Origin of the sequence: Halopseudomonas xiamenensis, from assembly GCF_014219065.1 — a bacterium.
GTDB classification, from domain to species: domain Bacteria; phylum Pseudomonadota; class Gammaproteobacteria; order Pseudomonadales; family Pseudomonadaceae; genus Halopseudomonas; species Halopseudomonas xiamenensis.
This window is the reverse complement of record NZ_JACLGO010000010.1, coordinates 111,728-134,159: the sequence shown is the minus strand read 5'-3', so window position 1 is coordinate 134,159 and position 22,432 is coordinate 111,728. Positions and strand designations below refer to the sequence as shown.

Below are 22,432 nucleotides of genomic sequence, written 5' to 3'. Positions count from 1 at the left end.
CAGAGGACACCATGCGGGACACTGACAACGCGCCTGAATTGCACATCGACACCCCCACCACGCAGCCGGACGACAGTCCTGCCGCACCCCGCAACCAGGTGTCCGCCGTACCGGCCGTTGTCGCCGCGCCGGAGCCGGTGGAAACGCCTGTTCCCTCGCTGGATGCGCCCGAGCTGTACATCCACCGCGAGCTGTCCCAGCTGCAGTTCAATATCCGCGTGCTGGAGCAGGCACTGGATGAATCCTACCCGCTGCTGGAGCGGCTCAAGTTCCTGCTGATCTTCTCCAGCAACCTGGACGAGTTCTTCGAGATCCGCGTCGCCGGGCTGAAGAAGCAGATCACCTTCGCCCGCGAGCAGACCGGCCCCGATGGCCTGCAACCGCAACAGGTGCTGAGCAAGATCAGCGAGATCGCGCACCAGCAGGTCAGCCGGCAGTATTCGATCCTCAACGATATCCTGCTGCCGGCGCTGGCACGGGAGAAGATCCGTTTCGTGCGGCGCCGGCAGTGGACCTACAAGCAGACCCTGTGGGTACGGCGCTTCTTCCGCAACGAGATCGCACCGATCATCAGTCCGATCGGACTGGACCCGACCCACCCGTTCCCGCTGCTGGTGAACAAGAGCCTGAACTTCATCGTGCAGCTCGAGGGCATCGACGCCTTCGGGCGCGACAGTGGCCTGGCGATCATCCCGGCGCCACGCTCGCTGCCGCGGCTGATCCGCATCCCCGACGAGCTGTGCGACGGTGGCGACAACTTCGTGTTCCTGTCATCAATGATCCACGCCCATGCCGACGACCTGTTCCCTGGCATGAAGGTACTTGGCTGCTACCAGTTCCGCCTGACCCGCAACGCCGACCTGATCGTCGATCCCGACGAGGTCGATGACCTGGCCCGCGCGCTGCGCGGCGAGCTGCTGTCACGCCGCTATGGCGATGCGGTACGCCTGGAGGTGGCCGACAACTGTCCCAAGCCGCTGGCGGAGTTCCTGCTCAAGCAGTTCGGCCTGAGCGAGTCGGAGCTGTACGAGGTCAACGGTCCGGTCAACCTGACCCGGCTGTTCTCCATCACCGGCCTGGACAATCATCCGGAACTGCAGTTTCCGCCGTTCAGCCCGGGTATTCCCAAGCTGCTGTCCAGCGCCGACAACCTGTTCCAGGCCATCCGCAAGCAGGACATCCTGCTGCTGCACCCCTACGAGTCCTTCAGCCCAGTGGTCGACCTGCTGCGCCAGGCCGCCCAGGACCCCAACGTGCTGGCGATCAAGCAGACGCTGTACCGTACCGGTGCCAACTCGGAGATCGTCAACGCCCTGGTCGAGGCGGCGCGCAACGGCAAGGAAGTCACCGTGGTCATCGAGCTGCGTGCGCGCTTCGACGAGGAGTCCAACCTGCAGCTGGCCAGCCGTCTGCAGCAGGCCGGCGCGGTGGTGATCTACGGCGTGGTCGGCTTCAAGACCCACGCCAAGATGATGCTGATCCTGCGCCGCGAAGATAACGACCTGCGCCGCTACGTGCATATGGGCACCGGCAACTACCATGCCGGCAATGCGCGGTTGTATACCGACTACAGCATCCTGACCTCGGACCTGGCCATGACCGAGGACGTGCACAAGCTGTTCAACCAGCTGATTGGCATGGGCAAGGCCCAGCGCATGAAGAAGCTGCTGCAGGCCCCCTTCACCCTGAAGCGCCGGCTGCTCGAACTGATCAACCGCGAGACCCTGGCGGCCCAGGCCGGCAAGCCGGCACACATCATCGCCAAGGCCAACGCGCTGACCGATGCCAAGATCATCAAGGCGCTGTACAAGGCTTCCCAGGCGGGGGTCAAGGTCGACCTGATCATCCGCGGCATGTGCTGCCTGCGCCCCGGCGTGCCCGGCGTGTCGCACAATATCAGCGTGCGCTCGGTGATCGGCCGCTTCCTTGAGCACAGCCGGGTGTACTACTTCCTGCACGAAGGCCAGGAGCAGGTGTGGATGTCCAGCGCGGACATGATGGAGCGTAACCTGGACAAGCGCGTGGAGACCTGCTTCCCGCTGGAAGGCAAGAAGCTGATCACCCGGGCCAAGCAGGAGCTGCAGGTGCACCTGAGCGACAACACCCAGGCCTGGATACTGCAGAGCGATGGCAGTTACCTGCGCAGCAGCCCGACCGGCAACCAGAACCCGCGCAGCGCGCAGGGCACGCTGCTGGAGAAACTGGCCAGCTCGCCTCAGCGTACCGTCAGCGTGTAACCGATCTTCGCCCAGTACTGCGCTTCCTGGGCGAAGTCAGCCTGGGTCAGCGGGTTTTCCTCGAGCCAGCCTGGCGGGAAGCACAGCGTCATGCTGTGCTCATCCGCCTCGGCTTCCAGTTCCGGCATGTCCTGGTAGCCACGGATGTGGTGGTAGAGAATTGCCAGGCGCAGCAGCATGCACAGCCGGCGCAGCGGCGGGCCATCCTCGCCCAGCTCGGCCATGCGCTCCTCGCCCGGCAGGTTGCGCCGGTGGCCGCGTACCAGCAGCGCCATCGACTGCTGCTCCTGGCGGGAGAAGCCCGGCAGGTCGGCATGTTCGATCAGGTAGGCGCCGTGCTTGTGGTACTGGCTGTGGGCAATGTCCAGGCCCACCTCATGCACCCGCGCCGCCCAGCGCAGCAGGTCGGCCTGCTTGCTGTCGGTCAGCCCCCAGGGTTCGGCCACCTTGTGCAGCAGGCTCAGCGCCTTGTGCTCGACCCGCGCCGCCTGTTCCTGGTCGACATGACTGCGCTCGGCCAGGGCCGACAGCGTGCGTTCGCGCACGTCCTCATGCTGGTGACGACCGAGCAGCTCGTACAGCACGCCCTCGCGCAACGCCCCTTCGGAGTGCTGCATGCACTGCACGTCGAGTGCGTCGAACAGTGCTTCGAGGATGGCCAGCCCGGAGGGCAACACGGCCCGCCGCTCGGCCTTGAGCCCGGACAGGGTCAGCTTGTCCACCTGCCCAGCCTTGAGTACCTTGCGCTTGAGCCATTGCACGCCCTCGCGATTGACCTCGCCATTGCCCAGCCCGGCGCTGCGGATGCACTGGCCGATGGCGCGGATGGTGCCCGAGGCGCCCACCGCCTCCTGCCAGCCCAGCCGCTGGATACCCTGCTCGATCTGCATCAGCTCCAGCCGCGCGGCGGTATACGCCTGGCTGTAGCGCGACGCGGTAATGCGCCCATCGGCGAAGAACTGGCGGCCGAAGGACACGCAGCCGATGTGCAGGCTCTCGCGCAGCACCGACTCGAAGCGCTCGCCGATGATGAATTCGGTACTGCCTCCGCCGATATCCACCACCAGGCGCTTGCCGGCGTCATCGGCCAGGGTATGGGCCACCCCGAGATAGATCAGCCGAGCCTCTTCGCGCCCGGAAATCACCTCCACCCGGTGGCCGAGGATCTGCTTGACCTGCTGGATGAACACCGCGCGGTTGCGCGCCACACGCAGCGTGTTGGTGGCGACGATGCGCACCGCGCCCGCCGGCAGGCCATTGATCAGTTGGGCGAAGCGCCGCAGGCAATCGAGCCCGCGCTGCATGGCTTCTTCGCTGAGATTGTCGTCATCGTCCAGACCAGCCGCCAGTTGCACTTTCTCGCCGATGCGTTCGAGTATCCGTATCTCGCCGTGGTCCACCCGGGCCAGCACCATGTGGAAACTGTTGGAACCCAGGTCGATGGTCGCCACCAACGGAAAATCCGTGTGTTCTGTCTGCACCATGCGCTTCCCCTATCTGTCGTGGGGGAATTCTACCCCCCTCGGCCGCCAGTGTCCGCCTCATGCGACAAATTGCGCGGCCGGATACCGGTTTATCGTGCGTTTCACAGTTGCGCAGGGGGATGTTATCATCCGCTCCATCTGCATCAGCTAGCGAACCTTTTCCCTGGAGAAACTCATGAGTGATTTGATCGTGCACGTCACCGACGGCAGCTTCGACGCTGAAGTGCTGAAGGCCGACGGCCCTGTCCTGGTCGACTACTGGGCTGAATGGTGTGGCCCGTGCAAGATGATAGCCCCGGTCCTGGATGACATTGCCCGCGACTACGAAGGCAAGCTCAAGATCTGCAAACTGAACATCGACGAGAACACCGACACCCCGCCGAAGTATGGCGTACGCGGTATTCCGACGCTGATGCTGTTCAAGGATGGCAATGTGGAAGCGACCAAGGTAGGCGCCCTGTCCAAGTCCCAGCTGGCCGCCTTTCTCGACAGCAATATCTGATATGCCATGCATCCCCGGCCCGCCGGGGATGCATTTTCTTGATCGCAAATGTAGACGGCGTCGCGCAGCGGTGCTAGATTTGCTTTCCAACTCCCTGTCGCACCCTGCGGCAACTGGCTTCCCTACTTGCCAAACCATCGCCCCATACTCACATGGCGGCTGTTACTAACCCCGTCCTGCCGAAAGACGCCACAACTCACCGAACCTATGAACCTGACTGAACTCAAGCAAAAACCTATAACCGAACTGCTGGAAACCGCTGACCAGATGGGCCTCGAGAACATGGGCCGATCGCGCAAGCAGGATGTGATCTTCGGCATCCTCAAGAAGCACGCCAAAGGCGGTGAAGACATACACGGCGACGGCGTACTGGAAATTCTGCAGGATGGTTTCGGTTTTCTCCGCTCGGCTGACTCCTCCTACCTCGCCGGCCCCGACGATATCTATGTTTCCCCCAGCCAGATCCGCCGCTTCAACCTCCGCACCGGTGACACCATTTCCGGCAAGATCCGCCCACCGAAGGATGGCGAACGCTACTTCGCACTGCTGAAGGTCGACTCGATCAACTTCGACCGCCCGGAAAACACCAAGAACAAGATCCTTTTCGAGAACCTGACCCCCCTGTTCCCCGATGAGCGCCTGGTGATGGAAGCCGGTAACGGCTCCACCGAGGACCTGATGGCGCGCATCATCGATCTGTGCGCACCGATCGGCAAGGGCCAGCGCGGTCTGTTGGTGGCGCCGCCGAAGGCGGGCAAGACGCTGATGCTGCAGAACGTGGCATCCAACATCGCCCGCAACAATCCCGAGTGCCATCTGATCGTACTGCTGATCGACGAGCGCCCGGAAGAAGTGACCGAGATGCAGCGCACCGTGCGCGGCGAAGTGGTCGCCTCGACCTTCGACGAGCCGCCGAGCCGTCACGTGCAGGTCGCCGAGATGGTCATCGAGAAGGCCAAGCGCCTGGTCGAGCACAAGAAGGACGTGATCATCCTGCTCGACTCCATCACCCGTCTGGCCCGTGCCTACAACACCGTGATCCCCAGCTCCGGCAAGGTGCTGACCGGTGGTGTCGACGCCCATGCGCTGGAGAAGCCCAAGCGTTTCTTCGGTGCCGCGCGTAACATCGAGGAAGGCGGCAGCCTGACCATCATCGCCACCGCGCTGGTCGATACCGGCTCGAAGATGGACGAGGTGATCTACGAGGAATTCAAGGGTACCGGCAACATGGAGATCCACCTGGATCGCAAGATTGCCGAGAAGCGTGTGTTCCCGGCGATCAACATCAACCGCTCCGGTACCCGTCGCGAAGAGTTGCTGACCAGCGAGGACGAACTGCAGCGCATGTGGATCCTGCGCAAGATCCTGCACTCCATGGACGAGATCGCCGCCATCGAATTCCTCCTCGACCGTCTGAAGGACACCAAGACCAACGACGAGTTCTTCCTGTCGATGAAGCGCAAGTAAATCAGCGGCCAGCTACCAGCGGCAAGCCGGCCTCGCCGAATTGCCGCAGTGTCAGTATCTGTAGCACACCCCATTCACGGGCGGCAGCGCTGACCACGGTCAGCCTGCCGCTTGAAGCTTGAGGCCTGAAGCTGCCATGCAATACTCCGATCTGCGAGACTTCATCAAGGGCCTGGAACAGCGCGGCGAGTTGAAGCGCATCCAGACACCCGTCTCCCCCGTGCTGGAAATGACCGAAATCTGCGACCGCACCCTGCGCAAGGGCGGCCCGGCACTGCTGTTCGAGAACCCCACCGGCTTCGACATGCCGGTACTCGGCAACCTGTTCGGCACCCCGGAACGGGTCGCCCTGGGCATGGGCGCCGATGATGTCAGCGAGCTGCGCGAGATCGGCAAGCTGCTGGCCTACCTCAAGGAACCCGATCCGCCGAAGGGGCTGAAGGACGCCTGGTCCAAGCTGCCGCTGGTGAAGAAGGTCATCTCCATGGCGCCCAAGGTGGTGCGTGATGCACCCTGCCAGGCCCGGGTGATCGAAGGCGATGACGTGGACCTGGCACAGATCCCGGTGCAGACTTGCTGGCCCGGCGATGCCGGGCCGCTGATCACCTGGGGGCTGGTGGTTACCCGCGGGCCGAACAAGGATCGGCAGAACCTGGGCATCTACCGCCAGCAGGTAATCGGTCGCAACAAGGTGATCATGCGCTGGCTCAGCCACCGCGGCGGCGCGCTGGACTTTCGCGAGTGGTGCGAGAAGCATCCCGGCCAGCCGTTCCCGGTGGCGGTGGCCCTGGGCGCCGACCCGGCGACCATCCTCGGCGCGGTGACCCCGGTGCCCGATACCCTGTCCGAATACGCCTTCGCCGGCCTGCTGCGCGGCCAGCGCACCGAGCTGGTCAAGTGCCGCGGCTCCGAGTTGCAGGTGCCGGCCGGGGCCGAGATCGTGCTGGAGGGGGTGATCCACCCCGGCGAGATGGCCGATGAGGGTCCGTTCGGCGACCATACCGGCTACTACAACGAGGTGGACAGCTTCCCGGTATTCACCGTGGAGCGCATCACCCAGCGGGAAAAGCCGATCTACCACAGCACCTATACCGGTCGTCCACCGGATGAGCCGGCGGTACTCGGCGTAGCACTGAACGAGGTGTTCGTGCCGATCCTGCAGAAGCAGTTCCCGGAGATCACCGACTTCTACCTGCCGCCCGAAGGCTGTTCCTACCGCATGGCGGTGGTGTCGATGAAGAAGCAGTACCCCGGCCATGCCAAGCGAGTGATGCTCGGCGTATGGAGCTTCCTGCGCCAGTTCATGTACACCAAGTTCGTCATCGTGGTCGACGATGACATCAACGTGCGCGACTGGAACGATGTGATCTGGGCCATAACCACCCGCATGGACCCCAAGCGCGACACCGTGATGATCGACAACACGCCGATCGACTACCTGGACTTCGCCTCGCCGGTCTCCGGCCTGGGCAGCAAGATGGGCCTGGATGCGACCAACAAGTGGCATGGCGAGACCAGCCGCGAATGGGGTACCGCCATCGAGCAGGACCCGGCGGTAAAACAGCGCATAGACGCCATCTGGTCCGAACTGGGAATCGATTGATGAAAGTCACCCTGCAGCCTTCCGGGCATGTGATCGAGCTGTTGCCCGGCGAGCGCATCATCGACGCCGCCCGGCGCCTGGGTTTCGATGCGCCGCAGAGCTGTCGCAACGGCAACTGCCATATCTGCGCCGCCAACCTGATCAGCGGCCGGGTGCGCCAGGACGGCACCGAGCGGCGCAGCGGTGAGCTGTTCACCTGCGTCGCCGAACCGCTGGAGGATTGCGAGCTGCTCTGGGAAGGTGTGCTGGGGCCGGATGAGCTGCCACTGCGCAGCCTGGCCTGTCAGTTGATCGAGATCCAGGATGTCGGCGGCGATGTCTGCCGCCTGCTGCTGCGCACCCCGGCGGGCAAGCCGCTACGCTACCATGCCGGCCAGTACCTGCTGCTGGAGCGCTTCGATGGCGAGCTGTCGGCCTTCTCCATCGCTTCCGCCCCGCACGAGGAGCGCGTGCTGGAGCTGCACATCCTGGTCCGCGAGCAGAGTACCCGGGCGCTGGTTGAGCATATCCGCCAGCAGCGCCTGGTGCGCATCAAGGCACCGCTGGGCGACTGCAGCCTGCCCCGCCTGCCGCAGCGGCCCCTGGTACTGATCGCCGCCGGCACCGGCCTGGCGCAGATGCAGAGCCTGGCCCAGTATTGCCTGCATCAGGGCCTGCAACTGCCCATGCACCTGTACTGGGGGGTACGCCAGCCGGAGGACTTCTACCAGGCACCGCACTGGGCGCACTGGCAGCAACAGCCCAACCTGTACCTGCACCAGGTGGTCAGCGACGTGCCAGACTGGGAGGGCCGCCAGGGCATGCTGTCCGAGGCGGTATGCGAGGACCTGAGCAACCTGGCCGACTACGACTTCTACCTGTGCGGCTCACCACCCATGGTCTACGCCACGCTGGACGCGCTGCTCGCCGCCGGCGCAGTGGAGCAGCAGATCCATTCGGATGTGTTCGCCTACGCGCCACGCTGAGCACGGCGTCGGGGTATAGCGCCCGAATGCAGGCCGGGGCGCTACACCCCGGATGCTCGCGGCTGCGGCAGCTGTGGCAGATCGTGGGTCATCAGCGCAAAGCCTTGGCGCAGTACCTGCTGCGCCGCCTTGGTCTCGCCCATGTGTTCGAGCAGGCGTACCAGTTCGGCACAGGTCTGGATATCCCGGCGACTGGCGAAGCTTGCCTCCAGGTACTCACGGGCCTTGCCCCACAGGCTGTTGCGCAGCGCCAGCCGGCCCAGTGCCAGCAGCAGCGTGGCGTCATGCGCATGATCGGCCAGCCAGTGCTCGGCGGTATCCAGCTGGCGGGCCGGATCGGCGCCGCGCACCAGGCCGTAGATATGCACCAACCGATCGCTGTAGAAGTGCGACAACGCCTCGCGCAGCACCTTCTCGGCATGCACCTCGGCGCCGGAGGCACGCAATTGCAGGGCGTAGGTTTCAATCAGCCCGGCATCCTGCCGCAACGGCTTGGGCACCCGCTCCCAGACACTGCTCACCGGGTTGGCGGCGCCGACCGCCAGCCCCTCGCTGCGCTGCGCGGCCTGGGTCAGCAGGGCGACATAGACCTGACGCTCCAGGGTCTGCTGGTCCGCCTCGCTGTACAGGCGGTGACGGCGCAACTCCGGCAGCAGCTGTTCGAGCCGTTCCCAGTCCTCCAGGCGCAGATACAACTGCCCCATCAGCTTGAGCGCATACAGGTGCTTGGGATGTTCCTTGCGCACCCGGGTCAGGGTCGCCAGGGCCTGCTCCAGCTGGCCGCGGGCGATCTGCAACTGCGCCTGGGTCACGGCGATGGCGACATCGGCCTGGGGCGTGGTTTCATAGGCTTCGCGCAGCAGGCTGTCGGCCTCGCGATAATCCTCTATCTCGTGTGCGGCGCGGGCAGCGGCCAGGTAATTGATCAGCGGCTGATCGGCATGCGGCGCGGCGCGGCGCAGCAGGCGCAGGCTGTTGGCCCAATGGCCTTCGGCAAACTCCAGCAGGCCGCGGGTAGTGACCTGGTTGGCCCGCCGGGCACGGTTGTGCCGCGACCATGGATTGACCCGGCGGCTGGAGGCGTTGATCACCCGCACCGTGGCCCGCAGCAGCGCCCACAGCAGCCACAGGGCCAGCACGAAGGCCAGCCCCACCCAGATGCTGGTTTCGACCGACATATTGCGCCAGGCGATCAGCAGATAACCGGGGTCCTCGGCGACCGCCATGCCCAGCAAGGCAGCGATCAGCAGGACCACCAGCACCGCGATATAGCTTTTACTCATCGGCGCTCTCCCCACTGGCGGCGGGACTCTTGCGGCTCTGCATATAGGCCGCCAACCCCTGTTGCAGCGGAGCCAGGTCCGGCGCGGTGACGCTGACACGCTCGCCGGCCAGTTGCATCAAGCGGCTCTGCACGGCCCGCACCTGCGGGTTATCCAGCTCGAAGAACTGTTCGAGCATGCCGCCGGCACGCTCCAGGCTGTCGCGATAGATCTCGCCCTCGCCCCGCAATACCGCCCATTGGGCCTGTTCCAAGGTCAGTTGCAGGGTGCGCCGCACGCGCTGCATCTCGGCCTCGTCGAGCAGCGGTGTAATTACCTTGCCACGCTGGAAGTCGACCCGTACGTAGCGCTCCAGGCGCATCAGCATGCGTTCACCACGGGTACGCCGGGCCAGGCGATCCTCGAATTCCTCTTCCGGGGTCACCTCGTCCGGGTCGAATACCGGTACCGGCAGCGCCACCAGCTCGGCCACCTGGTCATGCAGCGCGGCCAGCTTGAGGAACAGCCCGGAGCGGTCGACCAGCGGCAAGGCTTCAAGCTGGGTCTGGTAGCGCGCCAGTTGCTCGCGTACGGCAAACACGCCGCTGTCCGGCTGGGTCTGCAGAATATCGTCAACCGCTTCCAGCAGCTCCCGGGCCGAGGCCACGTCCTGGGCGGCCAGCAGGCGCAGCGAGGCCAGGCGCAGCAGGTACTCGGCCTCGGCCAGTTTCCAGTCGGCCCGCGCATCCCCCTGCAGCGTATCCAGACGCTGGCTGAGCGCCTGCTGGCTGCGTTGCAGGTCGGCAGTCAGGCGCTGCAGCTGTTGCCACTCCTCGGCCACCGGTAGTCCCTGCAGGCGTTGCTCGGCACTGCTCTGGTTCTGGCGCTGGGTGTTGGCCAGCTCGGTCAGGCGGTTTTCCAGTTGCTGCTGTTGGGCCTGGCCGGACTGCTGTGTCTGGTACCACTGCCAACCAGACAGACCCAGCGCCGCGGCGGCGACCAGCAATGCCAGCAGGCCCACGCCACGTCCGCCACCCGTGGTTTTCCGGGCCTTCGCCGGGGGCACCCGGGGCGGTGGGGTGCCACTGCTGCCGGCAGCCTTGTCGGCAGGCTTGTCGCCGGTCTGCTGCGCTGCGGTTGCCGACGCTGTCGGCACGGCATCGGTGGCTGGCGGGTTGGCGTTCTGCTGATTATTGTCTTTGGTCGGTTCCACGCATTTCCCCTTATGGCGTGAGCGGGTGAGCAACGACCGCCGCCAGCACGCTGGCGTCGTCGGCACCCTGGCAGGACACCACATCGGTGCAGCCCAGTTGCTGCGCCAGTGCGGCGATCCGCTCCCCCGGGACCCAGCAGCGCCAGTGACGCTGCTGCTCCCATGCTGTTCCGGCCGCGCACTGCCAATGCTGCAGTGCCTGGCCACTAAGTATCACTATGCCCCGGCAGTCATCCGCGGCAGCGCTGCCGAGCTGCTCTGCCAGCGCCGTCGGCATGGCGCGCCGATACAGCTCCAGCAGATCGACGCGACCGCCCGCGTCGCGGATGGTCCCGGCCAGATGCTCGCGACCACCTTCACCACGCCAGATCAGTACGCGCAGATCGGGCAGGCCCAGCAGGCGCTGCCAGGCCGGCAAGCGCAGCAACGCCTCGCTGTCCTGGCCGTCCTGCGGGATCTGCACCGGCAGTCCGTAGTCTTCCAGTACCGCGGCGGTCCCCCCGCCCACGGCAAACCATTCGACCCCCAGCGGCGGTTGCGGCCAGTATTGATCCAGCCGCTCCAGGCCCAGGCGGGCAGCAATCGGGCTGACCACCATGACCGCATGATAGCGGTCCAGCTCCAGCATCAGGCTGCGCTGCTGCGGCGTCTCCGGCTGCGGTTCGATCTGCAGCAGCGGCAGGCTCCGCGCCGTGATGCCGTGCTGCTGCAACAGTGCAGCCAGGCGGTGGTTATCCTCCGGCGAACGTGTCAGCAGCACATCGCTCACTGGCCGTCGGCCTCCCGGTAAACCGCATCAAGAATCTGTTGCGCACCCTGGCGCAGCAGGTCCTCGGCCACCGCGACGCCAAGCTGCTCCGGCTCGGATTCAGGTCCGCGGGCCTCGGCGGTCAGCAGTCGCTGGCCATCCGGGTCACCAACCAGGCCACGCAGCCAGATCTCGCCATTGCTGCGCTCGGCATAGCAGGCGATTGGCACCTGGCAGCCACCGTTCAGGCGATTGTTCAGCGCACGCTCGGCGCGTACCCGCAGGGCGCTGTCCAGGTCATTCAGCGGCGCCAGCAGCTCGTGCAGTTCGCTGTCATCGCTGCGACATTCGATGCCCACCGCACCCTGCCCACCCGCCGGCAGGCTCAGCTCGGGGGCGATGGCGCTGCGGATGCGCTGGTCGAAGCCCAGGCGCTTGAGCCCGGCGGCGGCGAGGATGATGGCGTCGTAGTCTCCAGCATCCAGCTTGGCCAGGCGGGTATTGACGTTACCGCGCAGGAAGCGGATCTGCAGGTCCGGTCGGCGGGCCATCAGTTGCGCCTGACGGCGCAGGCTGGAGGTGCCGACCACGCTGCCCTGGGGCAGCGCATCGATGGATTCGAAGGTATTGGAAACGAAGGCGTCACGCGGGTCTTCCCGCTCGCAGATGACGTACAACCCGAGCCCTTCGGGGAACTGCATGGGTACGTCCTTCATGGAATGCACCGCCAGGTCGGCCTCGTTGGCCAGCAGTGCGGCTTCCAGCTCCTTGACGAACAGGCCCTTGCCACCGATCTTGGCCAGCGGTGCGTCCAGCAGCTTGTCGCCGCGGCTGACCATGGGCACCAGGCTGACGGTCAGCTCGGGGTGCAGTTGTTCAAGGCGCGCTTTCACATATTCGGCCTGCCACAGGGCCAGTGCGCTCTTGCGGGTGGCGATTCGCAGATGTCGACTCATGGGATTCTCGTCCTGTACCAACCGGCATGATACGCCATGCCCCGGCTATCATCCATGCGCGCCGGCCTGCCAACCTGGCGTCAGAGTCCTTCCATCAGTTTGCGCAGCCCCGGCACGTGCCGCCGGCTGACGGTCAGGGTCTCGTCCGGCAGGCCCTTCAGGTGCAGATGAAAATGCCCCATGGAGCTGCGCTGCAGCCGCCCGATGCGGTTGCGCGCGACCAGCGCATTGCGGTGAATGCGCACGAAGTGCTCACCGAACTCATCCTCGAGCGCCTTCAGCGGCTCATCCAGCAGCAGCTCGCCAGCACTGTGACGCAATGTCACATACTTGTGATCAGCGACGAAATACAGCACATCCTCGATCGGCACCAGCTCCACGCCCTTGCGGGTACGCGCGCTGATATGACTGCGCGCCTGCTGCGTCTCGCTGGCGATGCCGGCCTTGCCAAGGCTGGCCAGCTGCAGGCGGTTGAGCTTCTGCGCCTTGCCCAGCGCCTCGGCCAGGTCCTCGCTGCGCACCGGCTTGAGCAGATAGCCGACCGCGCTGACGGCGAATGCTTCCAGCGCATATTCGCCATGTGCGGTGCAGAACACCACCGCCGGCGCATCGGGCATCTCGCACAGGCGGGCTGCCGCCTGCAGGCCATCCATGCCCGGCATGCGGATATCCAGCAGGACGATGTCCGGGTGCAGTTTTTCAACCAGTTCCAGCACCTCCTGCCCATTGGCTGCCATCTCCGGCAGCGCGGTGTAGCCCGGCAAGGCGGACACCAGCCTGGCCAGACGCTCCCGGGCAAGAGGTTCATCATCGGCGATAAGTACTTTCATGCCTGAATGACTTCCTGTGCGTTAAGTGGACGGTTGCTTACAAGGATAGACCAGCCTGCTGAAGTAGCGCGGCCCGTCCTGCCACGCTTCGACCCGGGCCGCCGGTCCGAACAGGGCAGCCAGGCGTGCGCGGATATTGTTCAGGGCCATGCTGGCTCCCTGGTGCTCCGATTGCTGTGGACAACTGTTGGAGACCAGCAGTTCAACGCGGCCCTCGCGGTAGTGGCCGCTGACCTGGATATCGCCCCCGCTGATGCTCGGCTGCAGGCCATGCAGGATGGCATTCTCCAGCAGCGGCTGCAGGGTCAGCAGCGGCATCGGCAGCGCCGCCGGCAGCTCCTCGACCTGCCAGGACACCTGCAGGCGCTCGCCCAGGCGGTACTGCTCGATGCGCAGGTAGCCCAGGCACAAGCGATGCTCCTCGCCCCAGGTGGCCAGTGCATCGGTATCGGTGAGGTTGGCACGGAACAGGTCGGACAGGTCCAGCACCGCGCTCTCCGCCCGTGCCGGCTGGCTGCCGATCAGGCTGACGATGCTGTTGAGGCTGTTGAACAGGAAGTGCGGGCGGATGCGCGACTGCAGCGATTGCAGGCGCGCCTGCAGGGCTGCCTGGTTATGCAGCTGCCATTGCTGCTGCAGGTAGAAGTAGCGCAGCAGCAGGCTGGTCATGATCAGCGCGATCAGCCCGTGGCGCAGCAATTGCTCGCCATGCAATGGTGGGCGTCCAGCCATGCCCTGCTGCAATACCCAGTCGGCCAGTACGGTGAACAGCAGCGCCAGCCCCACCACCACCGCATAGCAGCAGGCGATCGCCAGTCCCAGCGGGCGCCGCCGCATCCAGTTGCGCAGGCGACACAGCAGGGCCGCGGACAGCAGCACTATCCACTGCACGAACAGCGAGGCCATCGCCAGTTGCAGCCAGTCGAAGCCGTCGCCGATCGGCTGCGCCAGCACCAGAACCAGCACCATCAGCTCGGCCAGCACCACCAGGGTGAACACCGCCACGGACGAGCACAGGTCCGGGAGGAAGAAATCCTCCCCCGCCTGGGGCTTGCTCAACAATGACCAGAGTCCATTCTTCATCCGCGCAGTGTCCGCCAGCCGGGCGCCATGGCGCAAGCCGGAAATGCTATGCTATGCGCCTTTTCACATCACAGCTGCGGAACGATCCGACACATGAGCCAAGATCAGACTACCAACCAATCCTGGGGCGGCCGCTTCAGCGAGCCGGTGGACGCCTTCGTCGCCCGCTTCACCGCCTCGGTCGATTTCGACAAGCGCCTGTACAAACACGACATCCAGGGCTCCATCGCCCACGCCAGCATGCTGGCCAAGGTCGGCGTGCTCAGTGAAACCGAGCGCGACAGCATCATCGACGGGCTGCAGGCGATCCAGACCGAGATCGAGGCAGGTCAGTTCGATTGGCGGGTGGACCTGGAAGACGTGCACATGAACATCGAGGCACGCCTGACCGAGCGCATCGGCATCACCGGCAAGAAGCTGCACACCGGCCGTTCGCGCAACGACCAGGTGGCTACCGATATCCGCCTGTGGCTGCGCGAGGAGATCGACATCATCGTCGCCGAACTGGAGCGCCTGCAGCGCGGGCTGCTGGAGCAGGCCGAGCAGCACGCGGCGGTAATCATGCCCGGCTTCACCCACCTGCAGACCGCCCAGCCGGTGACCTTCGGCCACCATCTGCTGGCCTGGTTCGAGATGCTGTGCCGTGACCGCGAGCGCCTGCTCGACTGCCGCAGGCGGGTCAACCGCATGCCGCTGGGCAGCGCCGCGCTGGCCGGCACCACCTATCCCATCGACCGCAGCCTGACCTGCGAGCTGCTGGGCTTCGAGGCCGTTTCCGGCAACTCGCTGGACGGCGTATCCGATCGTGACTTCGCCATCGAATTCTGCGCCGCCGCCTCGCTGGCGATGATGCACCTGTCACGCTTCTCCGAGGAGCTGGTGCTGTGGACCAGCGCCCAGTTCAACTTCATCGAGCTGCCCGACCGCTTCTGCACCGGCTCGTCGATCATGCCGCAGAAGAAGAACCCCGACGTGCCCGAACTGGTGCGCGGCAAATCCGGTCGCGTGTATGGCCACCTGATGGGCCTGCTGACCCTGATGAAGAGCCAGCCGCTGGCCTACAACAAGGACAACCAGGAGGACAAGGAGCCGCTGTTCGACGCCGCCGACACCCTGCGCGACAGCCTGCGCGCCTTCGCCGACATGATCCCGGCGATCCAGCCGCGCATCGAAGTGATGCGCGAAGCGGCCCGCCGCGGCTTCTCCACCGCCACCGACCTGGCCGACTATCTGGTGCGCAAGGGCCTGCCGTTCCGCGACTGCCATGAGATCGTCGGCCATGCGGTGAAATACGGTGTGGACAGCGGCAAGGACCTGGCCGAGATGAGCCTGGAGGAGCTGCGCCGCTTCAGCGACCAGATCGAACAGGACGTGTTCGAGGTGTTGACCCTGGAAGGCTCGGTGAACGCGCGTGACCATATCGGCGGTACCGCACCGGCCCAGGTCAGGGCCGCGGTACAGCGTGGCCGCGCGCTGCTGGGGCAGTAATGCAGCGCGAATCAGCTGACCGCCCGCGTTATCGCGTCAGTGCCGACCGGCAGTCGGCACGGCGCCGGGTGCGCTATGTGGAAAGCAACCATCCGGATGAGGGTGACTGCACCCTGTGCCAGCTCGACGAGTTGGCACAGGAGCAGCAGGAACAGCCTGATCCTACAGCGGCGCGCTGACCGACAGCACGAAGCTGCCCTCTCCCTCATCGCCATAGCTGCCACTGAGCAACTGGTAGTCGCCCGCGTCCAGCCACAGCTCAAGCTGGGCGTTGGTGCCGCCGGCGCTGTCATCGTCCTGCTCTTCCAGCTCGGCACCCTGCAACCCGAGCAGCGCATCGAACTGCGATGAGCGCAGGGTAATGCGATACAGCCCCGCCTCGCCGATGTTCAGTTGGGTAGCGACCGGCTGTCCGGTCACCAGACGACCTAGCCGGGTCTCGCCAGCCGTGATGCTGTCACCCAGCATGGCCACCTCGGACAGCTCGGCAGCCAGGGTGAACATGCCGTCCACACCATCGAGCTGCGCCGCCTTGATCCGGTAGCTGCCCGGCTCGACCGCCACGCTGATCAAGGCATCACGATCCCCGCCGCTGTCATCGTCGCGGGTATTGATGCCCTGGCCATTCAGTTCCAGCAGGCTGTCGAAGTCATCCGAGCGCATGCTCACCTGCAGCAGCCCGGCCTGCTCGATCACCAGCGTATAACTCTGCGGGTGGCCGGTGAGCATGCCGGAGCGCTCTTCATTGAGCTTCAGCTGGTCCCCATCGCTGAGAGTAATACCCTCGGGCATCTCCCAGCGCTTGAAGCTCAGGCTGTAGATGCCCTCATCAGCCGCATCGATACCACCGGCGATGACCTGGTAGCTGCCCTGCTGCAGCATGGTCAGCAGGCGAGAATCGGTACCGCCGGCACCATCGTCATCGGTACGGTTGACACCTGCACCACGCAGTTTCAGTACCGTGTCGAACTCGTCGGAGCGTAGCAGCAGCTCGTACAACCCCGGCTCGGCAATCTGCAGGGTGTAGCGGTTGCCGCCCTGCTTCGTGCCGGAACCCAGGTGTCCGAGGATATCCGCTCCCGGCTGCAGCTCACCCTCGCTGGTCAGTTCCGCAGTGTTCAGCTCCAGGCGGAACGGACCGAAATCGCTGGGGCTGCTGCCGCTGATCGCCAGGCGGTAGAGACCGTCCTGCTCCGGCTGCAGGTAGAGCTGCTCGGCCCGCGGTCCGCTGACCGGGCGGTTGTCTTCGGACAGTAACAGCAAGGTTGGCTGCTTGAGGGCGCCACTGCTACTGACCCGATACAGCGTACCGGCCTGCAGTTGCAGTTCGAAACTCTGGTTGCGCGAACCATCGTTCAGGTTGACGTTACTCTGGCTGGTCAGCTCTCCGGCCAGGCTGGCCGGCATATCGCGTACCGGCGCGGCGGTTTTAGCAGCGGGTTCATTGCAGCCAGACAGCAGGATCGCCAACCCGGCCAGCGGCAGGGCAACGGCACGATGAGCAAAGTGCATGGGGTGTCCTTTTTCTACTCGATTGAGAGGGCCCGCTCGACAATACGGCATTGCCGGACAGGCGAGCAGACTATAATCCGATTTTGCCCCGCTGGGCAGCCGCTTCGCTTACACCGCCGGCTGCTGCTGGGTGATGCAGTGGATATTGCCGCCACCAAGAAGTATTTCCCGCCCCGGCACCATCACCACCCGGCGCTCGGGAAACAGCGACTCCAGCACGGACTGGGCCTCTGCATCCTGCGGATCGTCAAAGGCCGGCGCGATGATGCCGCCATTGACGATCAGGAAATTCACATAGGAGCCGGCCAGGCGGATGCCGGGCGAGCGCGGCTGGCTACCCGGCACCTGGTCCACCCCCTCACACTCCGCCTTGCTGGCATGAATCGGCCCGGGGATCGGCACCCGGTGCACGGTCAGCTGCCGGCCCTGGGCATCAACCGCCTGCTCCAGCACCGCCAGTGCAGCCTGGCAGCGGGGATAGTTGGCATCGTCCGGATCGTCGGTCCAGGCCAGCAGCACCTCACCGGGACGGACAAAACAGCAGAAGTTGTCCACATGCCCATCGGTTTCATCGTTATACAGGCCCTGCGGCAGCCAGATGATGCATTCGACGCCCAGATAGTCGTGCAGCATCTGTTCGACCTCATGGCGTTGCAGATGGGCGTTGCGATTGGGGTTGAGCAGGCACTCCTCGGTGGTGATCAGGGTGCCCTCGCCATCCACGTGGAAGGCCCCGCCCTCCAGCACGAAACCCTCGGTGCGGTAGCGCGGGCAGCGCTCCAGGCCGAGGATCTTGTCCGCCACCTGGTCATCACGATTCCATGGCCAATAGAGCCCGCCGTCGAAGCCGCCCCAGGCGTTGAAGGTCCAGTCCACACCGCGCAGGCCGCCCTGGCCATTGGTGACGAAGGTCGGGCCGGTGTCGCGCACCCAGGCGTCGTCGCTGCTGATCTCCACCACCCGAATCGCCGGGTGATCCAGTTGCAGGCTGGCATTGCTGTACTGCGCCGCCGACACGCCGACGGTCACCGGCTCGAAGCCGGCAATCGCCCGCGCCACTTCGGCGAACGCGGCCTGTGCCGGCTTGGCGCCAAGGCGCCAGTTATCCGGCCGCTCCGGCCAGAGCATCCAGGTCTGGCTGTGCGGAGCCCACTCGGCGGGCATGGCATAGCCGTCGGCGCGGGGTGTGCTGTGCAAGGTGTACATGAATCAGGACTCCAGCGAACCATCCAGGGTTTTCAGTGGGCCATACAGATTCGGCCGACGATCGCGGAACACCCCCCAGGCGGCGCGGATATGTTCCAACTGATCCAGGTCGAACTGCTGCACCAGCACGGTCTCATCCGTGGCATTGGCCTCCTGCACCTTCTCGCCGAACTGGTCGGCAATGAAGGATGCACCGTAGAAGGTGATGTCATAACCATCCTGCTCCTCACGACCGACCCGGTTGCTGGCCACCAGCGGCATCAGGTTGGCCCCGGCATGGCCCTGCTGCACCCGCTGCCAGTGATCCTTGGAGGTGATCGAGGCATCATGCGGCTCGCTGCCGATGGCCGTGGGATAGAACAGGATTTCCGCCCCCTGCAGCGCCATGGAACGGGCGGACTCGGGGAACCACTGGTCCCAGCAGATCGCCACGCCGATGGTCGCGTAGCGGGTCTTCCACACCTTGAAACCGGTATCGCCGGGATTGAAATAGTATTTCTCGTGATAACCGGGGCCGTCCGGGATATGGCTCTTGCGGTACACCCCCAGATTGCGCCCATCGGCATCGATGATGGCGATGCTGTTGAAGCGCGCCCGCCCGGCCAGCTCGAAGAAACTGATCGGCAATACCACCTGCAACTCCCGGGCGATCTTCTGGAAGTGCGCAATGGCCGGGTTGTCCTCCACCGTGGTGGCCAGCTGCAGATATTCCGGGTTGGGCTTCTGACAGAAGTACGGCGTCTCGAACAGCTCCTGGATCAGGATGATCTGCGCTCCCTGTGCAGCGGCCTGACGCACCAGCTGTTCAGCCCTGGCGATATTGGCCTGACGGTCCCAACTGCAGCTCATCTGGGTGGCGGCGACGGTAACGAGGCGGGACATGGCTTTCTCCGGTGGGTGGGTTATGGGGTAGAGCATAACCCATAGCGGCAATTACAGCGGAACACCTTAAGTTAGAACTGCGGGATACTGTGGTATGAAAGCGCAGCACATCCATGCTAATAGTGGCACCATGCAATATCACTGATGGCCTGACAGGAGAGTGGACCATGCTGGATGAGCATCCATATTTTCGCTACTGGGGTAAAGCGTCTCCTGCCAATGAGGGCATGGACTTGTTCCATCTCCTGCCCTACCACTCTCTTGACGTATCAGCCTGTGGGCGTGCCTTGCTGGATTTGCCACAGTTTTCGCTGAACTCCCTTGCCGAGGAACTGGACTGGCCTCCCGCAATCGTCGAACACCTGTTCGTCTTTTTTCTGGCATTGCATGACTTGGGCAAGTTCGCCCGCGCCTTTCAGGGGCTGGTACCTGATCTGTCACCCGACCTTGTCCCGGCAGATGAGGACAAACCTTATACCCAGCGGCATGACACCCTGGGGTGGATGTTCTGGCGTGAAGAAGCCGTTGACAGTATGCAAGCTGACTTTCTGCCGGATTGTGCCAGCGAATTCTGGAGTGTCTGGGTGCGCAGCGTGGTCGGCCATCATGGCAAGCCACCACAAGAACACGAAGGCGGCGGGCTGATAGCCCAGGACGCTGGCGAGTTTTTTCTGCGAGCGGATCGCCGGGCCGCACGATCCTTCATGGCTGACATCGCAGAGTTGCTGTTACCCACAGATATTCCGCTGCCGGGCCGGGAACATCTGGTCGCCCTGAAACGCCATACATGGCGATTGGCGGGGCTGTCGGTACTGGCGGACTGGCTGGGCTCCAACCAGGCGTTCTTTCCCTATCGGGCCGAGCCGGGATCACTTGCGAAGTATTGGACATATGCACAGGCGCAGGCTACTCAGGCCATCTCGATGGCAGGTCTGCATGGGCAGGGAGTGCGTGAATGGCCTGCTCCCCTGGCCCTGTTCGACTACCTGCGTGAACCAACTCCCCTGCAGCAGTACGCGGCGACGGTGGAGCTGGAAAGCGGGCCCCAGCTGTTCTTGCTGGAGGACGTAACAGGCGCTGGCAAGACCGAGGCAGCTCTGATCCTGACCCAGCGCCTTATGCAGGCAGGGCGGGCACAAGGGCTGTACTTCGCCCTCCCAAGCATGGCTACTGCAAACCAGATGTATCAGCGCGTCGGCAGCGTCTACCAACGCCTGTATGCAAGCGATGCGCAACCGTCGCTGATTCTCGCCCATGGCGCGCGGCAACTGGTAGATGGTTTTCGCCAGAGCATTCTGCAAGAACAGCCCAGCGATCACACCTATCAGCCCGGTGAAGGCTCGGCCAGTGCCCAATGCAACGCCTGGCTCGCTGACAACCGCAAGAAGGCGCTGCTGGCCGAAGTCGGTGTCGGCACGCTGGACCAGGCCCTGCTGGCAGTACTACCGGCCCGGCACCAGTCATTACGCCTGCTCGGCCTTGCGGGCAAAGTGCTGCTGGTGGACGAAGTGCACGCCTATGACGCCTATATGATGTCCCTGCTGGAAACCCTGCTGACGGCCCATGCACGGCAGGGCGGCAGCGTCATCCTGCTGTCGGCCACCCTGCCGCTGCTGGCACGTGACAGATTGTTGGCCGCCTACCGTTTCGGCCTGAATACCGACGACGGAGAAGGACTCGCAGATGCACGCTATCCCCTCGCGGTACGGGCTGGTCGCGAGCTGGTTGCGCATGCCTGCGCCACCCGCCCACAGGTGCGGCGCAAAGTGCAGGTACAGGCACTGCATGAAGAAGCCGCCGTACTGGAGATGATCACGGAGCAGGCCCGCGCCGGGCGCTGCGTTGCCTGGATTCGCAACACGGTGGCAGACGCCCGCCGCGCCCACCGTTTGCTATCCGAGCATCTGCCACCCGAACACCTGCAGCTGTTCCATAGCCGTTATGCCATGGGCGACCGTCTGGATATCGAGGCCGAGGTGCTGGCACGGTTCGGCAAGCATTCCACCGGTGCCGAACGGGCCGGACGGGTGTTGGTCGGCACGCAAGTCCTGGAACAGAGCCTGGACTTCGATGTGGATCTGATGGTGTCCGATCTGGCCCCCATCGACCTGCTGATCCAGCGCGCCGGGCGCCTGCAACGCCATGCCAGACAGGCCGATGGCAACCCGGCTGCAGACGGCGTCGAGCAACGCCCGGCCCCGGTACTCTGCCTGCTGACACCGGAGCCAGTTGCCGACGCCAAGGCAGACTGGTATGCAGCGATGTTTCCCAAGGGTTGCTTCGTCTACCCGGATGCCGGTGCGCTCTGGCGGGGTGCTCGCGCACTGCTGCACGCCGGCTGCATCATCACTCCCGGCGAAGCGGGACAACCCGGTGCCGTGCGCGAACTGGTCGAAGCAGTGTATGGCGAACAGGCCGAAGAAGTGCCCGACGCCTTGAGCAAGGCCAGCCAGGATCAGGCCGGCAAGGACATGGCGATGAAAAGCCAGGCGCATTTCAATGCGCTGAAACTGAACAAGGGCTATTGCATTGACAGCAGCGATCGCTGGTATGAAGAGCATCAGGTACCGACTCGGCTTGGCGATGAAACGCTGACCCTGTACCTGGCGCTATGGCGCGACGGCGAACTGCAGCCATTACGCAATGAAGGCGCCTATTGCTGGGAGCAGTCAGCAGTGCGCATTCACACAGGCTACGCCCAGTCACTGGCCCCGGATTGGCAACAACGATTCGACAGTGCTTTGCAGCAACTGCGCAGCGGTTGGCGACTGCTGGAAGAGCCAGCATTCATTCTGCCGTTGTTGGAGAAAGAAGGTGCATTGCTGGCGAAAGTGCAAGATGAACGGGGAAGGGTTCTGGAGATGCGTTATGACCAGCGCAGCGGGCTGAGTTGGTGAGAGGCGCTATTTTTGACACCTCTCATTCCAATAAAACTAATCCCCGCAAAGGCGGGGAACATGCTTAGAACAGCTAGCAAGCCGGTTCATCCTCTCT

At 64.5% G+C, this 22,432-nt stretch carries 18 protein-coding genes; 8 read left to right on the top strand and 10 right to left on the bottom strand.

The annotated features are described in order from the left end of the window. Positions 1-11: 11 nt before the first annotated feature. Positions 12-2,237 (top strand): polyphosphate kinase 1, encoded by a 2,226-nt coding sequence (gene ppk1, locus H6X51_RS09070; RefSeq protein ID WP_185267222.1) that lies wholly within the window; start codon positions 12-14, stop codon positions 2,235-2,237. Here the strand turns inward: ppk1 and ppx are convergent. After that, entirely contained in the window at positions 2,216-3,721 is a 1,506-nt protein-coding gene (ppx, locus tag H6X51_RS09065) for an exopolyphosphatase (protein WP_185267221.1), read from the bottom strand. The genes ppk1 and ppx overlap by 22 nt on opposite strands. A gap of 175 nt (positions 3,722-3,896) precedes the next feature. On the opposite strand from ppx, the gene trxA reads away from it, so the two are divergent. The 4 genes from trxA (at position 3,897) to H6X51_RS09045 (ending at position 8,258) form a co-directional block, all read left to right on the top strand. Then, a complete protein-coding gene (gene trxA / locus H6X51_RS09060; protein WP_185267220.1) occupies positions 3,897-4,223 on the top strand; it encodes a thioredoxin TrxA in 327 nt (108 codons plus the stop codon). A gap of 207 nt (positions 4,224-4,430) precedes the next feature. Continuing rightward, positions 4,431-5,690: a transcription termination factor Rho gene (rho, locus tag H6X51_RS09055; protein WP_185267219.1), complete on the top strand. Its 1,260-nt coding sequence runs from the start codon at positions 4,431-4,433 to the stop codon at positions 5,688-5,690. A gap of 136 nt (positions 5,691-5,826) precedes the next feature. After that, positions 5,827-7,293 carry a 4-hydroxy-3-polyprenylbenzoate decarboxylase gene (ubiD, locus tag H6X51_RS09050; protein WP_185267218.1) on the top strand — a complete coding sequence of 489 codons (1,467 nt, stop codon included), beginning with the start codon at positions 5,827-5,829 and terminating at the stop codon, positions 7,291-7,293. After that, a complete protein-coding gene (locus H6X51_RS09045) occupies positions 7,293-8,258 on the top strand; it encodes a 2Fe-2S iron-sulfur cluster-binding protein (protein WP_185267217.1) in 966 nt (321 codons plus the stop codon). The genes ubiD and H6X51_RS09045 overlap by 1 nt, the downstream gene beginning before the upstream one ends. 41 nt (positions 8,259-8,299) lie before the next feature. Here H6X51_RS09045 and H6X51_RS09040 read toward each other — a convergent pair whose 3' ends face one another. The 6 genes from H6X51_RS09040 to H6X51_RS09015 form a co-directional block, all read right to left on the bottom strand. Continuing rightward, on the bottom strand, positions 8,300-9,541 hold the full coding sequence (locus H6X51_RS09040; RefSeq protein ID WP_185267216.1) for a heme biosynthesis HemY N-terminal domain-containing protein: 1,242 nt from the start codon (positions 9,539-9,541) through the stop codon (positions 8,300-8,302). Further along, positions 9,534-10,733, bottom strand: coding sequence for a uroporphyrinogen-III C-methyltransferase (locus H6X51_RS09035; RefSeq protein ID WP_185267215.1), 1,200 nt, complete (start codon positions 10,731-10,733; stop codon positions 9,534-9,536). Before H6X51_RS09035 ends, H6X51_RS09040 begins: the two co-directional genes overlap by 8 nt. A gap of 10 nt (positions 10,734-10,743) precedes the next feature. Next, the gene (locus H6X51_RS09030; protein ID WP_185267214.1) at positions 10,744-11,502 is read right to left on the bottom strand and encodes a uroporphyrinogen-III synthase; all 759 of its coding nucleotides are present in this window, start codon (positions 11,500-11,502) and stop codon (positions 10,744-10,746) included. After that, the gene (hemC, locus tag H6X51_RS09025; protein WP_185267213.1) at positions 11,499-12,437 is read right to left on the bottom strand and encodes a hydroxymethylbilane synthase; all 939 of its coding nucleotides are present in this window, start codon (positions 12,435-12,437) and stop codon (positions 11,499-11,501) included. Before hemC ends, H6X51_RS09030 begins: the two co-directional genes overlap by 4 nt. Before the next feature lie 80 nt (positions 12,438-12,517). Continuing rightward, positions 12,518-13,267, bottom strand: a complete 750-nt coding sequence (locus H6X51_RS09020) for a LytR/AlgR family response regulator transcription factor (protein WP_185267212.1) — start codon at positions 13,265-13,267, stop codon at positions 12,518-12,520. Between the two features lie 21 nt (positions 13,268-13,288). Next, a complete protein-coding gene (locus tag H6X51_RS09015) occupies positions 13,289-14,350 on the bottom strand; it encodes a sensor histidine kinase (protein ID WP_185267211.1) in 1,062 nt (353 codons plus the stop codon). Positions 14,351-14,443: 93 nt separating this feature from the next. On the opposite strand from H6X51_RS09015, the gene argH reads away from it, so the two are divergent. Both argH and H6X51_RS09005 read left to right on the top strand, forming a co-directional pair. Then, a complete protein-coding gene (gene argH, locus H6X51_RS09010; RefSeq protein ID WP_185267210.1) occupies positions 14,444-15,838 on the top strand; it encodes an argininosuccinate lyase in 1,395 nt (464 codons plus the stop codon). Further along, entirely contained in the window at positions 15,838-16,017 is a 180-nt protein-coding gene (locus tag H6X51_RS09005) for a hypothetical protein (RefSeq protein WP_221627293.1), read from the top strand. The genes argH and H6X51_RS09005 overlap by 1 nt, the downstream gene beginning before the upstream one ends. On the opposite strand, the gene H6X51_RS09000 is transcribed toward H6X51_RS09005, so the two are convergent. The 3 genes from H6X51_RS09000 to aguB form a co-directional block, all read right to left on the bottom strand. After that, entirely contained in the window at positions 16,001-17,350 is a 1,350-nt protein-coding gene (locus tag H6X51_RS09000; protein WP_185267209.1) for a hypothetical protein, read from the bottom strand. The two genes, H6X51_RS09005 and H6X51_RS09000, sit on opposite strands and share 17 nt — an antisense overlap. Before the next feature lie 108 nt (positions 17,351-17,458). Next, on the bottom strand, positions 17,459-18,556 hold the full coding sequence (gene aguA, locus H6X51_RS08995) for an agmatine deiminase (RefSeq protein ID WP_185267208.1): 1,098 nt from the start codon (positions 18,554-18,556) through the stop codon (positions 17,459-17,461). A 3-nt stretch (positions 18,557-18,559) separates the two neighbouring features. Further along, positions 18,560-19,438: an N-carbamoylputrescine amidase gene (gene aguB / locus H6X51_RS08990; protein ID WP_185267207.1), complete on the bottom strand. Its 879-nt coding sequence runs from the start codon at positions 19,436-19,438 to the stop codon at positions 18,560-18,562. 167 nt (positions 19,439-19,605) lie between these two features. Here aguB and cas3 point away from each other — a divergent pair, with 167 nt between their 5' ends. Next, positions 19,606-22,335, top strand: coding sequence for a CRISPR-associated helicase Cas3' (cas3, locus tag H6X51_RS08985; protein WP_185267206.1), 2,730 nt, complete (start codon positions 19,606-19,608; stop codon positions 22,333-22,335). The last annotated feature ends 97 nt before the right edge of the window (positions 22,336-22,432 follow it).

What these genes read in the sequence shown, in the direction of transcription:
- ppk1 (WP_185267222.1), top strand. Translation starts at nt 12, where the DNA reads ATGCGGGACACTGACAACGCGCCTGAATTGCACATCGACACCCCCACC.
- ppx (WP_185267221.1), bottom strand. Translation starts at nt 3,721, where the DNA reads ATGGTGCAGACAGAACACACGGATTTTCCGTTGGTGGCGACCATCGAC.
- trxA (WP_185267220.1), top strand. Translation starts at nt 3,897, where the DNA reads ATGAGTGATTTGATCGTGCACGTCACCGACGGCAGCTTCGACGCTGAA.
- rho (WP_185267219.1), top strand. Translation starts at nt 4,431, where the DNA reads ATGAACCTGACTGAACTCAAGCAAAAACCTATAACCGAACTGCTGGAA.
- ubiD (WP_185267218.1), top strand. Translation starts at nt 5,827, where the DNA reads ATGCAATACTCCGATCTGCGAGACTTCATCAAGGGCCTGGAACAGCGC.
- H6X51_RS09045 (WP_185267217.1), top strand. Translation starts at nt 7,293, where the DNA reads ATGAAAGTCACCCTGCAGCCTTCCGGGCATGTGATCGAGCTGTTGCCC.
- H6X51_RS09040 (WP_185267216.1), bottom strand. Translation starts at nt 9,541, where the DNA reads ATGAGTAAAAGCTATATCGCGGTGCTGGTGGTCCTGCTGATCGCTGCC.
- hemC (WP_185267213.1), bottom strand. Translation starts at nt 12,437, where the DNA reads ATGAGTCGACATCTGCGAATCGCCACCCGCAAGAGCGCACTGGCCCTG.
- H6X51_RS09020 (WP_185267212.1), bottom strand. Translation starts at nt 13,267, where the DNA reads ATGAAAGTACTTATCGCCGATGATGAACCTCTTGCCCGGGAGCGTCTG.
- H6X51_RS09015 (WP_185267211.1), bottom strand. Translation starts at nt 14,350, where the DNA reads ATGAAGAATGGACTCTGGTCATTGTTGAGCAAGCCCCAGGCGGGGGAG.
- argH (WP_185267210.1), top strand. Translation starts at nt 14,444, where the DNA reads ATGAGCCAAGATCAGACTACCAACCAATCCTGGGGCGGCCGCTTCAGC.
- H6X51_RS09005 (WP_221627293.1), top strand. Translation starts at nt 15,838, where the DNA reads ATGCAGCGCGAATCAGCTGACCGCCCGCGTTATCGCGTCAGTGCCGAC.
- H6X51_RS09000 (WP_185267209.1), bottom strand. Translation starts at nt 17,350, where the DNA reads ATGCACTTTGCTCATCGTGCCGTTGCCCTGCCGCTGGCCGGGTTGGCG.
- aguA (WP_185267208.1), bottom strand. Translation starts at nt 18,556, where the DNA reads ATGTACACCTTGCACAGCACACCCCGCGCCGACGGCTATGCCATGCCC.
- aguB (WP_185267207.1), bottom strand. Translation starts at nt 19,438, where the DNA reads ATGTCCCGCCTCGTTACCGTCGCCGCCACCCAGATGAGCTGCAGTTGG.
- cas3 (WP_185267206.1), top strand. Translation starts at nt 19,606, where the DNA reads ATGCTGGATGAGCATCCATATTTTCGCTACTGGGGTAAAGCGTCTCCT.